Genomic DNA, 10599 nt, shown 5'->3' with positions numbered 1-10599 from the left:
GTGGATGTGGGGTCCGGCCACCGCTGCGGGCGGCTTTGTCGGGGCTGGGCGGGCGCGGCTTCGGGGCGCGGTCCTGCGGCCGCGGGCGCGGCTTCGGGGGGCGGTCGGGGCGGCTGCGGGGGGTCGGGGCGCGGCCGGCTCCGTCGGGGCCGGGTCGGGGTGCGGTCTCGCGGCGCGGCTTCCACAGGAGCGGCGCTTCCCGCCGGCCGTCGGAGTCGGCCCCAAGGAGTTCCAACGGTTGACCCGCATCCAGCACGTCGCGCGAACCCTGCTGCTGGACAACGAACGGCGCCATCCGGCGACCGCCCTCGATCACCTCATTCGTTGCCTGAGCCCCCGGGGCCCGGCCCTGCGCCCCCGGGCGGCCCGCGAACCGGCGGGCCGGCCCGTCTCCGCGACGATCGACGGCTGCGAGACCGACGACGACGCCCACGCCGGCTCACCCGATTCGGGTACGCGGCCATCGCAGACCTGAATCACCGCAGGCACATCCGACCAGGCCACGTTTTCCCAGCCGTCCCGGTCCGTGGCCCGGTCGCAGGGCTCGTGATCGGGCAACCCATCCGCCTGCCGCAGCCAGATCACATCCGGCAGGAACGCGTCGCGAGGCACGTGCTCGAAAGCTTCCCGCCACGGCACCGGCAGCGGGCCCGTCACCTGCTCGACAAGGCGAAGCAAGCGAGCGGGGCCGCGCTCCGCAGTCGCATCCGCCACGGTCTCACTTGTCCTTCTTGGGAGTTCCCGGATTCGGCGGCTTGTCGGGAAGGATCGGTGGCGGAATCGGCCGGCCGGGCTGGTTCCCGTCGCTCGGAATCGGACTCTTGTGCTCACCCATGTCGAGTTCCCTTCGAATGGTCATCGATCCACGGACCTTCAGCTATCGGTTACCGGTCATCACAAACGGCAGTGCCAATCCGCGTGGTTCAAGGTCGAACCGACACCACACGGTCTTCCCACCGGTGGCAACCGGCCCCCACGAAACGAAATCCGACACCGCCTCGACCATCCGCAACCCCCGCAACGACCCCCCGATCCGCTCCGGCTCCGCCGGCGAGGGTCGCATCACCCCCCGACCCGGCACCACCGGCGGACGCGGATCCGCATCCCGCACCTCGATCGCCACCGCCCGCTTGGGCCAAAACGACAACCGCACCGTGAACGTCCGCCACAACCAGTCCACATGCTGATCCGGCATCATCGCGTGCACCACGGCATTGGTCGCCAACTCCGAAGTGCACAACATCGCCTCGTCGGTCAGTTCGAGCAGGTTCCAGTCCGCCATGGCGGCCCACGTCAATGCCCGCGCTTCCTTCACGGCTGCCGGATGCGACTCCCACGCCCGCTGCCGAACCCACATCGGCTCCCACCCCGGCCCCCGAAGCACAGCCCCCAGCCACCGCTCCCCGGGGCTCACCCGCCCATCCGCCTCCGACCACGCCTCCGAAACGACGTCTCGCTCTTCCTTCTGCGGCGGCGGCTCCCGCCTGATCACATGCCGCAGACCCGTTCGTCCTGTTTGTGTTCCGGCCATGCAACGAGCATGGCCGGCCGAGATGTCCGTCATCAGCCCATGAAGGCGTACCTGCCATGGGTAGACTCGCCACATAGTGTGACGAAGCATGGACCAGGGGGTCACCGGTCGTGACACGTGACGTACTGCCGACCGCGCTACCGCGCCGAGTGCTCGACCGCGATGACGTGCGCCAAGCCCTGCGTGATCATGACTTCGGCACGGTCTTCCGGCTGGCGCGCAAGTACGGCGGGATCAGCTATCAAAAAATCGCCGACGCCTGCGACATCAAGCCCGACCGGGTCGGCACACTCGCCCGAGGGGAAGGGCGCATCACCACCGTCGAGAAGATCCGCCAGATTTCCGACGCCCTCCGCGTGCCGGGACTCATGGTCGGCATCGCGCCCCGGGAGTGGGAATCGCGCCGCGATGCTCTGCGCGGTGAAACGCCGACGCCCGTTCCGACTGTCCGCTCGATGGAAATCCCGTCGATCGACGACGAAATGGATTCCCTGGAATTGGGCCGTCGCGCTACGGCGAGTGACGTGGGCGACGAGACACTGATCCGCCTGGAAAACGCCTTCGACGCCTTGGCCGTCGACTACTCCAAGGTCCCCCCGCGTGACCTCCTTGTCCGGACGCGCCGCTATCTGTCCTACGCGACGCATCTTTTCGACGCGCGAAAGACACTGGCCGAGCATCGGCGGTTGGTGACCGTCGGAGGACGACTTGCTCTGATGGGGGCGACGCTGCAAATCGATCTCGGTAGGCAGGGTGCGGCGACGGCCGGTTTGAGGACTGCCGTGGATCTGGCCAAGCAGGCCGATCGGCCGGAGCTTGAGGCGTGGTGCTACGAGACCGATGCCTGGAGGGCTCTTGTGCAGGGGGACTACGCGCGGTCCCTGACCCTGTCCGGTGCGGCTCGAAGCCTTGCTCCCAAAGGGAGTTCGGTGGCCATCCAGGCAATCGCCCAAGAAGGGCGGGCATATGCCCGACTGGGTCGGTCGCGGGAAACCTACGACTCGATAGCGCGAGTCCACGGATTCGTATCGCACCTGCCGGCGACGAACCGTCCGGAGCATCACTACCATTACGACCCCGACAAATCGACGTCGTATACCGCGACCACGCTCTCCTGGCTGGGTGATCCGGCTGCCGAGGATTACGCCCGAGAGGTGATCGCCCGGCTCGCCCCCGCCCCGGGCACGAGATTGACCCGCCGGGCCGCGGTGGCACATCTCGATCTGGCCCTGATCCTGCTCACCCACGACCACCCCGACGAGGCATGCGATGTGGCCGGACAGGCAATCCGCTCCAAGCGCGTCGTGCCCTCCAGCCATTGGCGAGCCCTCGAAGTCGTGAAAGCGATCGAAAGCCATCGCCTGCCGGAAGCTGCGGACCTCAGGTCGGCATACGAGGAATTGAAGCTCTCCCAAACCACGACCACTTGATCGGGCCCACATCCAACGCAAGCACGCTCTACAACAGCATCCACCGCGCCGACGACGAACTGTTGGTCAACGCTCACATCCGGCGTCTCTATCGCCTGCGGAACGGCTCTCCCGTCCCGGAACCCGATCGACTCGGTACGGCGCACCAGGGATCCCCGGCTTCCCACTCCTCCTCAAGTGGCAAGTCGGGTTTGATCCTTTGGCTGAAGACCGGGAGATCGGGGGCATCGATGCTTTCCGCATGACATCGGCGCCATCACACACCGCAGCGATAGCGGTCCACGAGTTGACCAAGCGTTACGGCCGGACGACCGTGGTCGACGACCTCTCCTTCACCGTGCGGGCGGGCGTGGTGACCGGGTTCTTCGGCCCCAACGGCGCGGGCAAGACGACCGTGTTGAAGACGATCGTCGGGCTGGCCCGGCCGACCGCCGGTCACGTGTCCTTCCGGGGCGGGCCGGTGCCCTCCGACGCCCGGGCGCTGGGTGTGCACATCGAGCCGTGTGGGGCCCACCCCGGCCGGACCGCCCGCGCCCACCTCCGGGCTCTGGCGCTCCTGGCCGGCCTGCCGGCCGCCCGGGTCGACGAGGTACTGGAGACCGTCGGACTGGAGCAGGCCGCCGGACGGCGGGTCGGCAAGTACTCGTTGGGCATGCGACAACGCCTGGGACTGGCAACGGCGTTGCTCGGCGATCCGGAGGTCCTCGTCCTGGACGAACCGGTGAACGGCCTGGACCCCCAGGCCATCCGCCGCCTGCGCACGCTCCTGCGCGAACGCGCCGCGCGCGGTCGCACCACCCTGCTCTCCAGCCACATGCTCGGCGAGGCCGCGCAGACGGTCGACGACGTCGTCGTCATCGACAAGGGGCGCCTGGTCCACACCGGCCCGATCGGCGATCTCGCACAGGGCGCCCTCTCGGTACGGACCCCCGAACCCGAGCGGCTCTCAGCACTGGTCGAAAGCGCCGGCGGACGCGTCCGGCCCGCAGCCACCGGCGGCCTGTGGATCGAGGCACTCCCGGCCGCGGAGGTCGCCCGCCTGGCCCTGCGCGAACGCATCCCGCTGGAGGAGATCACCTCGCGGACCGCATCCCTGGAGGACGTGTTCTTCGACCTGACCGAAGTTCCGAGCGAAACTCGGACGGAGGGCCGACGCGCATGAACCGGCTACTGCGAGGCGAGTTGCTCAAGACCCGCACCACCCGCTCGATCCACGCCTTCGTCGCCGGCGGAATCGCCTACGCCGTGCTCAACGTCGTAGTCATCGCGGTCGCATCGGGCCGCCTGGACGAGGTGGGCGAGAAGGAGGAGGCCCTGTCCGGGCTGCCGGTCCTGTTGATGTTGTGGGGCATCGTCGGCGCGGCCGGCGAATATCGCCACCACACCGCCGCACCGGCCGCGCTGGTGGCCCGGCGCGACCGCGGCGCACTCCTGCTCGCCAGGATCGGCGCCTACGCGCTGACCGGTCTGCTCATCGGCGCGCTCCTGGTCGCCGTCTCGGTCGCACTCGCCCTGCCGCTGCTCGACGACCACCCGGGAGCCGACCTCACCCCCGGTGAGGTCACCTCGGTCGCCGCAGGCAATCTGGCGGCCTTCGTGCTCTCTGCAATCATGGGTGCCGCCGTCGGCGCGATGGTGCGCAGCCCGGTCGTGGGGGTGGTCGTGGTGTTGCTGGTGAACTTCGCGGTACTCCCGCTGGTCGCCGGCGTCGCCGAATCCACCGCCAACTACACGCCGTTCGGAGCCGCCGCCGTGCTGGTCCGCTCGACGCACCACACGACGTTGTCGCCGGGTGCCGCCGCGGTGGTGCTGAGTATCTGGGCAATCGTGTTCGTCGTCGCCGCCGTCACCGGCGAACGTCGGCGCGACTTGGCGTAACCCGACGTGTACGCGATATCCCGACCCGCACGAGCGGCGCGCCGATGGATCCATGCGCGCCGCTTCGCGGTGCTGGACGCCGTCGTCGCGGTGGTGACCACCATCGTCGAACTCAGCCTGACGTTCGACGACTCGACGCCCGTCCGGCCGATCCTCGTCGCACTCGTCATCTGCACCGGTGCGCTCCTGCTCGCCCGACGGCACGCGACGCTCACCGTACTGCCGGCCGTCTGCGCGGTCGAGGTGCTGCTCGTGGCAACCGGCGGCAACCCCGGCGGGGCACCGGCGTTGGTGGCCCTGTTCACCGTCGCCGAACTGCGCGAGCGACGAGTGTCGGTGGCCGCTCTCGCGCCGACGGCGCTGTTCCTGATGGTGGCGGACATCGCCTCGTTTCCCGTCCCCATCCTCGCGTGGGGCCTGGGCACCTACGCCCAGACCCGGCGCCGCTACACCGCGGCCCTGGAGGAACGCGCCGCCCACCTGGAGCGCGAGCACGAACAGCTCTCCGTCATCGCGGCCCAGCGCGAGCGCGCCGCGATCGCCCGCGAACTGCATGACATCATCGCCCACTCGGTCACCGTGACACTGGTCGGCGTGCGCGGCGCCCGCGACGTGCTGCGCACCGCGCCCGACGTGGCCGACGACACGCTGGAGCGAGTCGAGACCAACGCCGAGCAGAGCCTGGTCGAGTTGCGCCGGATGTTGCTGCTGCTGCGCGAGCCAAATCAGGGAGTACGGATGCGCCCGCAGCCCTCGCTGGCGCAACTGCCCACACTGGTCGCCTCGTACGGCGAGGCCGGGCTGCCGGCGCACCTGGAGATCACCGGCACGTCCCGACCGCTCGCCGGCGGCGTCGAGTTGTCGCTCTACCGCATCGTCGAGGAGGCACTGACCAACGTGCTCAAGCACGCCCGACCCACCCACGTCACGGTGACCCTCGACTTCGGCCGTACGCACCTGGACATCGCGGTCGTCAACGACGGCGAGCAGGTGCCCGAACCCTCCTCGGGTGGACACGGCATCGCCGGCATGCGCGAGCGCGTCGGCCTCCTCGGCGGCGAACTGGAGGCCCGCCCCGCTCCGGACGGCGGATTCCGGGTCGCGGCCCGGCTTCCCCTGGCTGAGGCCATATGAGCGCCCGGAGCATCCGCTTGCTGATCGTCGACGACCAGGAGCTGATCCGAACCGGCCTGCGCCTGTTCCTCCAGACCCAGGACGACCTGGTCGTCGTCGGCGAGGCCGAGGACGGCGACGAGGCGATCGAACTGGCGGCCGACCTGCGCCCGGACGTGATCCTGATGGACATCCGGATGCCACGCATGGACGGTGTCGAGGCCACCGCCCGATTGCACGCCCAGGGCATCTCGCCGCCTCCGCGTGTGCTCATCCTCACCACATTCGACCTGGACGAGTACGTCTTCGGCGCGCTGCGGGCGGGCGCGGCCGGATTCCTGCTCAAGGACGCCTCCCGGGCGCGGCTCCTGGAGGCGATCCACGTCGTCCACGCCGGCGAGGCGCTGCTCTCGCCCTCGATCACCCGGCGCCTGATCGAGAACTTCGCCACCCGTACCGAACCACTCCGCTCACCACCGACTCTCCTGGCCGGCCTGACCCCACGCGAACGAGAAGCCCTGCTCCTGGTCGCCCGCGGCCTCTCCAACAGCGAGATCGCCGCCCACCTGGTGGTCACCGAGGCGACCGTGAAGAGCCACGTGGGCAGCATGTTCGCCAAATTGGGTCTGCGCGATCGGGCCCAGGCGGTGGTGTTCGCCTACGAGCACGGCGTCATCGTCGCCGGCGAGAACGGCCCGCCCGGACCGACCTGACGACGTCCCGGGAGCGGGAGCCACCCTGCTCCCGAGACGTCGTCCGGCCCGCCTGCGAGCGTCAGTCGGCCAGCGGCAGATAGACCCGGTTGCCCGCCGCCGCGAACTCCGCCGACTTGGCGCGCATCCCGGCCTCGGCGTCCACCTCGGCCGCAGCCGCAGCGGCCCCGTCGCCGTGCTCGGCCCGGATGTCGTGCGAGATCCGCATGCTGCAAAACTTCGGCCCACACATCGAGCAGAAGTGGGCCGTCTTGGCCGGCTCCGCCGGGAGCGTCGCGTCGTGGTAGGCCCGTGCGGTGTCCGGGTCCATCGCCAGGTCGAACTGATCCTGCCAACGGAACTCGAAGCGGGCGTCGGAGAGCGCGTCGTCCCACGCCTGTGCGCCCGGATGGCCCTTGGCCAGGTCCGCCGCGTGGGCCGCGATCCGGTAGGCGATCACGCCCGCCTTGACGTCGTCCCGATCGGGCAGGCCCAGGTGCTCCTTCGGCGTCACGTAGCAGAGCATCGCGGTGCCCCACATGCCGATCATCGCCGCGCCGATCGCCGAGGTGATGTGGTCGTAGCCCGGCGCGACGTCCGTGGTCAGCGGGCCGAGCGTGTAGAACGGCGCCTCGTCGCAGATGCGTTGCTGGAGGTCGACGTTCTCCTTGATCTTGTGCATCGGCACATGGCCCGGCCCCTCGATCATCACCTGCACGTCCATCGACCGGGAGATCCGGCCCAGTTCGCCCAGCGTCTCCAACTCGGCGAACTGCGCCGCGTCGTTGGCGTCCGCGATCGAGCCCGGACGCAGTCCGTCGCCGAGCGAGTAGGTCACGTCGTACGCGCGCAGGATCTCGGTCAGCTCGGCGAAGTGCGTGTAGAGGAAGTTCTCCCGGTGATGGGCCAGGCACCACGCGGCCATGATCGAACCGCCCCGCGAGACGATCCCGGTCTTGCGCCGGGCGGTCAGCGGCACGTAGCGCAGCAACACGCCGGCATGCACCGTCATGTAGTCCACGCCCTGCTCGCACTGCTCGATCACGGTGTCCCGGTAGAGCTCCCAGGTGAGTTCCTCGGGCTTGCCGTTCACCTTCTCCAGCGCCTGGTAGAGCGGCACCGTGCCGATCGGGACCGGCGAATTGCGCACGATCCACTCGCGGGTGGTGTGGATGTCCTTGCCGGTGGACAGGTCCATCACGGTGTCCGCGCCCCACCGGATCGCCCACACCAGCTTGTCGGTCTCCTCCTCGATCGAGGAGGTCACCGCCGAGTTGCCGATGTTCGCGTTGACCTTGACCAGGAAGTTCTTGCCGATCACCATCGGCTCGATCTCGGGGTGGTTGACGTTCGCGGGCAACACCGCCCGTCCGGCGGCGATCTCGTCCCGGACCAGCTCGGGCGCCAGGCCCTCGCGGATCGCCACGAACTCCATCTCCGGGGTGACCAGCCCGCGTCGCGCGTAGGCGAGTTGGGTCACCGCCTCGGAGCCGGACGCGCGCCTGGGTCGGGCCCCGGCACCGGGCACCGCGAACCCGGCCGGCGTCAGCGCCCCGATCCGGCCGTCGTAGCGCACGGTGTCGCCGCGCTCCTCGATCCAGGCCGCACGCAGCGCGGGCAGGCCGCGGCGCACATCCACCTCGAAGGCCGGGTCGGTGTACGGGCCCGAGGTGTCGTAGAGGCGAACCGTCTCGCCGTTGGTCAGATGCACCGTGCGTACCGGAACGCGCAGATCCTCGCGTGATCCGGCGACGTAACCGCGGTGGTGGGCGGGGGTGATCGGTCCGCTGGTGACCGTGTGCGCGCCGACCGGGTCGGCCGACGGGGCAGCGGGCAGCGAAGTGTCGTGCGAGGTCATGGAAAGGCTCCCTACGCCGGCATTACCCGGTCAGGTTCTGCGGTCGGCGCGGCCTCAGCGCCCTCTCAGCCCGGTGCCCCGAGCTCCCGTGTATCTCCGTGTGGTGCGCCCCCACCCTGGCACACCCCCGGCCGCACGACCAGCGCCGGGTTCAGCCGAGCGGGTCGCGCGGGTTTCGGCCGACCACCGCGGTGCGGGCGAGCACGACCATCCCGACCGTGACGCACAGCCCGACCACGCCCTTGACGATGACCCACAGGAAGGCCGAGAACAGCCAGATCAGCAACCAGCACAGCAGCACCAGTACGAGCGCGGGTACGCCGATGCGCACCCAGCGCGGCCATGTCTCCATCGTCCAACCCCCAGTCACGCGAACCCACGCGAGACGTGCACATCCGGGGAGCACATTCCCCGGGAGGACACGTCGTATCCGGGCAGGCGGTTCCGGGCCGGCCGGATGCGCCCGGACCGGCCCGGACGGGCTCAGACCGGCCAGCGCTCGCCGCGCCACGCGGCATCCCAGAACATCCACTCGTAGCGCGCCGTGGTGGTGAAGTGCTCGACCATCCGGGCCCGCTCGGTCGCCGAGATGTCCTCGCCGACGCGGTCGACCAGATCGAGCACCGCGCGCACCGTCGCCTGGAACTCCTCGGCGCCGTAGGTGGCGATCCAGCGCTCGTACAACTCGTCGGGCGAGCCCTTGGCCAGCAGGGCGTCACCCACTCGGGCGTAGATCCAGTAGCAGGGCAGCACCGCCGCGACGCCCTCGGCGAAGGAGCCGTTGTGCACGGTGGCGAGCAGGTAGCTGACGTACGCCCGGGTACTCGGCAACACCGGTTCGGTCGCGGTGGCGTCGGCCACCGAGCTGCCGAAGTCGACCATGAAGCCCTCGTGCAGCGAACGCTCGGCGGCGATCGCGCCGGCCGCGTCGCTCGCGAACTGCACGGTCGTCGCCTCGTCCGGCGCCTTGGCCGCGCACACCGCGAGCGCCTTGGCGTAATCGCGCAGGTAGTGCGAGTCCTGCACGACGTAGTGCCGAAACGCCTCGCGCGGCAACGTGCCGTCGGTCAGTCCGTGGATGAACGGGTGGTCCAGGATCGCCGCGTAGACGTCCTCGATCGCAGCCCAGAGTTCGTCGCGCAGCGCCATCAGGTGTACTCCCGGTCGTCGGATCCCGAGATCCGATCACTGGATCCCAAGGTCCGATTGTCGTACACGGGTCCGGGCCGCCCACAGGTGCGCCCGACGGCGTACCCGCCCGCTCACCCCTCCGGCGGCGAGAAGAACACCAGGACCCGCAGCGGTTCGGTGATTCGATGGAAGCGGTGCGGCACCTGCGCCGGTACGTAGACGACGCTGCCGCGCGCCACGGCGGTGGACTCCTCGCCGACGGTCAGCGTGGCCCGACCGCTGATCACCACGTACGCCTCGTCCTGGCCGTGCGGCTTCTGGGTGTCGGTCTCGCCGGGTTCGAGCGCGTACAGGCCCATCGAGAAGTTCCGCTCGCTGAGGAACTTCAGGTACGCACCGTTCTCGAACGCGCGCTCCGCGTCCAGATCATCGAGCCGAAAGACCTTCATGTGACCAACTCCTTACCGACACGGACACACTTTCTGCCGAGGCTCAAGCGGGAGGGACCACCCGGATGCCAGCATCAAGATATGAAAAGCCTGCTCATCAAACTGGTTGCCAACGCACTGGCCATCTGGTTCGCCAGCTGGGTCGTGTCCGGAATCGATCTCGCCGACGGCGCCTCGGCCGGCACCAAGGCCAAGACGATACTTTTCGTCGCCCTCATCTTCGGCGTCGTCAACGCCATCATCAAACCGGTGGTGAAGCTGTTCTCACTGCCCCTGTTCGTGCTGACCCTGGGCCTGATCACGTTCGTGATCAACGCGCTGATGTTGTGGCTGACCGAGGCGATCGCCAACAAGCTGGATCTCGACTTCCACATCGACGGCTTCTGGCCCGCCCTGCTCGGCGCGCTGGTCATCGGTCTGGTGAGCTGGTTCCTGAGCATGATCCTGGACCGCGACTGACGGCCACGCGGTGATGGGCTCGGACCACGTTTCACGTGAAACAGGCAGCGAAGGAGTC

General features: G+C 69.3%; 13 protein-coding genes and 1 riboswitch. Of the genes, 7 read left to right on the top strand and 6 right to left on the bottom strand.

Annotated elements, in window-relative coordinates; translation table 11 throughout:
- Positions 1 to 238: 238 nt before the first annotated feature.
- The gene (locus ACFXMF_RS31410) at positions 239 to 475 is read left to right on the top strand and encodes a hypothetical protein (protein WP_360315724.1); all 237 of its coding nucleotides are present in this window, start codon (positions 239 to 241) and stop codon (positions 473 to 475) included.
- A gap of 243 nt (positions 476 to 718) precedes the next feature.
- Here ACFXMF_RS31410 and ACFXMF_RS31405 read toward each other — a convergent pair whose 3' ends face one another.
- Both ACFXMF_RS31405 and ACFXMF_RS31400 read right to left on the bottom strand, forming a co-directional pair.
- Positions 719 to 859, bottom strand: a complete 141-nt coding sequence (locus ACFXMF_RS31405) for a hypothetical protein (RefSeq protein WP_158696395.1) — start codon at positions 857 to 859, stop codon at positions 719 to 721.
- Positions 860 to 877: 18 nt separating this feature from the next.
- Entirely contained in the window at positions 878 to 1297 is a 420-nt protein-coding gene (locus ACFXMF_RS31400; protein WP_379989322.1) for an ATP-binding protein, read from the bottom strand.
- A gap of 344 nt (positions 1298 to 1641) precedes the next feature.
- Between ACFXMF_RS31400 and ACFXMF_RS31395 the strand changes: the two genes are divergently transcribed.
- The 5 genes from ACFXMF_RS31395 to ACFXMF_RS31375 all read left to right on the top strand — a co-directional run bounded on the left by ACFXMF_RS31395 (position 1642) and on the right by ACFXMF_RS31375 (position 6665).
- On the top strand, positions 1642 to 2961 hold the full coding sequence (locus ACFXMF_RS31395) for a transcriptional regulator (RefSeq protein ID WP_379989321.1): 1320 nt from the start codon (positions 1642 to 1644) through the stop codon (positions 2959 to 2961).
- A 241-nt stretch (positions 2962 to 3202) separates the two neighbouring features.
- The gene (locus ACFXMF_RS31390) at positions 3203 to 4123 is read left to right on the top strand and encodes an ATP-binding cassette domain-containing protein (RefSeq protein WP_379989320.1); all 921 of its coding nucleotides are present in this window, start codon (positions 3203 to 3205) and stop codon (positions 4121 to 4123) included.
- Positions 4120 to 4839: an ABC transporter permease gene (locus tag ACFXMF_RS31385; RefSeq protein ID WP_379989319.1), complete on the top strand. Its 720-nt coding sequence runs from the start codon at positions 4120 to 4122 to the stop codon at positions 4837 to 4839. Before ACFXMF_RS31390 ends, ACFXMF_RS31385 begins: the two co-directional genes overlap by 4 nt.
- Positions 4840 to 4845: 6 nt before the next feature.
- A complete protein-coding gene (locus ACFXMF_RS31380) occupies positions 4846 to 5973 on the top strand; it encodes a sensor histidine kinase (RefSeq protein ID WP_379989318.1) in 1128 nt (375 codons plus the stop codon).
- Positions 5970 to 6665 carry a response regulator gene (locus tag ACFXMF_RS31375; RefSeq protein ID WP_379989317.1) on the top strand — a complete coding sequence of 232 codons (696 nt, stop codon included), beginning with the start codon at positions 5970 to 5972 and terminating at the stop codon, positions 6663 to 6665. The genes ACFXMF_RS31380 and ACFXMF_RS31375 overlap by 4 nt, the downstream gene beginning before the upstream one ends.
- A 61-nt stretch (positions 6666 to 6726) precedes the next feature.
- Here the strand turns inward: ACFXMF_RS31375 and thiC are convergent, their stop codons facing one another.
- The 4 genes from thiC to ACFXMF_RS31355 form a co-directional block, all read right to left on the bottom strand.
- On the bottom strand, positions 6727 to 8502 hold the full coding sequence (gene thiC / locus ACFXMF_RS31370; RefSeq protein WP_379989315.1) for a phosphomethylpyrimidine synthase ThiC: 1776 nt from the start codon (positions 8500 to 8502) through the stop codon (positions 6727 to 6729).
- A riboswitch (TPP riboswitch) is annotated at positions 8494 to 8602 on the bottom strand. Its footprint overlaps the gene before it by 9 nt.
- Before the next feature lie 51 nt (positions 8603 to 8653).
- A complete protein-coding gene (locus tag ACFXMF_RS31365; protein ID WP_360315738.1) occupies positions 8654 to 8854 on the bottom strand; it encodes a hypothetical protein in 201 nt (66 codons plus the stop codon).
- A 131-nt stretch (positions 8855 to 8985) separates the two neighbouring features.
- On the bottom strand, positions 8986 to 9651 hold the full coding sequence (gene tenA / locus ACFXMF_RS31360) for a thiaminase II (protein WP_360315740.1): 666 nt from the start codon (positions 9649 to 9651) through the stop codon (positions 8986 to 8988).
- A 113-nt stretch (positions 9652 to 9764) separates the two neighbouring features.
- Complete coding sequence (locus ACFXMF_RS31355) at positions 9765 to 10082, bottom strand: cupin domain-containing protein (RefSeq protein ID WP_360315742.1); 318 nt, start codon at positions 10080 to 10082, stop codon at positions 9765 to 9767.
- An 81-nt stretch (positions 10083 to 10163) separates the two neighbouring features.
- On the opposite strand from ACFXMF_RS31355, the gene ACFXMF_RS31350 reads away from it, so the two are divergent.
- Positions 10164 to 10541: a phage holin family protein gene (locus ACFXMF_RS31350; protein ID WP_360315744.1), complete on the top strand. Its 378-nt coding sequence runs from the start codon at positions 10164 to 10166 to the stop codon at positions 10539 to 10541.
- Positions 10542 to 10599 lie beyond the last annotated feature (58 nt).

Origin of the sequence: Embleya sp. NPDC059213 (genome assembly GCF_042754445.1) — a bacterium.
In the GTDB taxonomy this organism is placed as follows: domain Bacteria; phylum Actinomycetota; class Actinomycetes; order Streptomycetales; family Streptomycetaceae; genus Embleya.
This window is presented reverse-complemented; position numbering and strand designations above follow the sequence as displayed.

Coding starts and splice junctions, on each gene's coding strand:
- ACFXMF_RS31405 (WP_158696395.1), bottom strand. CDS start 859: ATGACCATTCGAAGGGAACTCGACATGGGTGAGCACAAGAGTCCGATT.
- ACFXMF_RS31390 (WP_379989320.1), top strand. CDS start 3,203: ATGACATCGGCGCCATCACACACCGCAGCGATAGCGGTCCACGAGTTG.
- ACFXMF_RS31385 (WP_379989319.1), top strand. CDS start 4,120: ATGAACCGGCTACTGCGAGGCGAGTTGCTCAAGACCCGCACCACCCGC.
- ACFXMF_RS31375 (WP_379989317.1), top strand. CDS start 5,970: ATGAGCGCCCGGAGCATCCGCTTGCTGATCGTCGACGACCAGGAGCTG.
- thiC (WP_379989315.1), bottom strand. CDS start 8,502: ATGACCTCGCACGACACTTCGCTGCCCGCTGCCCCGTCGGCCGACCCG.
- ACFXMF_RS31365 (WP_360315738.1), bottom strand. CDS start 8,854: ATGGAGACATGGCCGCGCTGGGTGCGCATCGGCGTACCCGCGCTCGTA.
- tenA (WP_360315740.1), bottom strand. CDS start 9,651: ATGGCGCTGCGCGACGAACTCTGGGCTGCGATCGAGGACGTCTACGCG.
- ACFXMF_RS31355 (WP_360315742.1), bottom strand. CDS start 10,082: ATGAAGGTCTTTCGGCTCGATGATCTGGACGCGGAGCGCGCGTTCGAG.
- ACFXMF_RS31350 (WP_360315744.1), top strand. CDS start 10,164: ATGAAAAGCCTGCTCATCAAACTGGTTGCCAACGCACTGGCCATCTGG.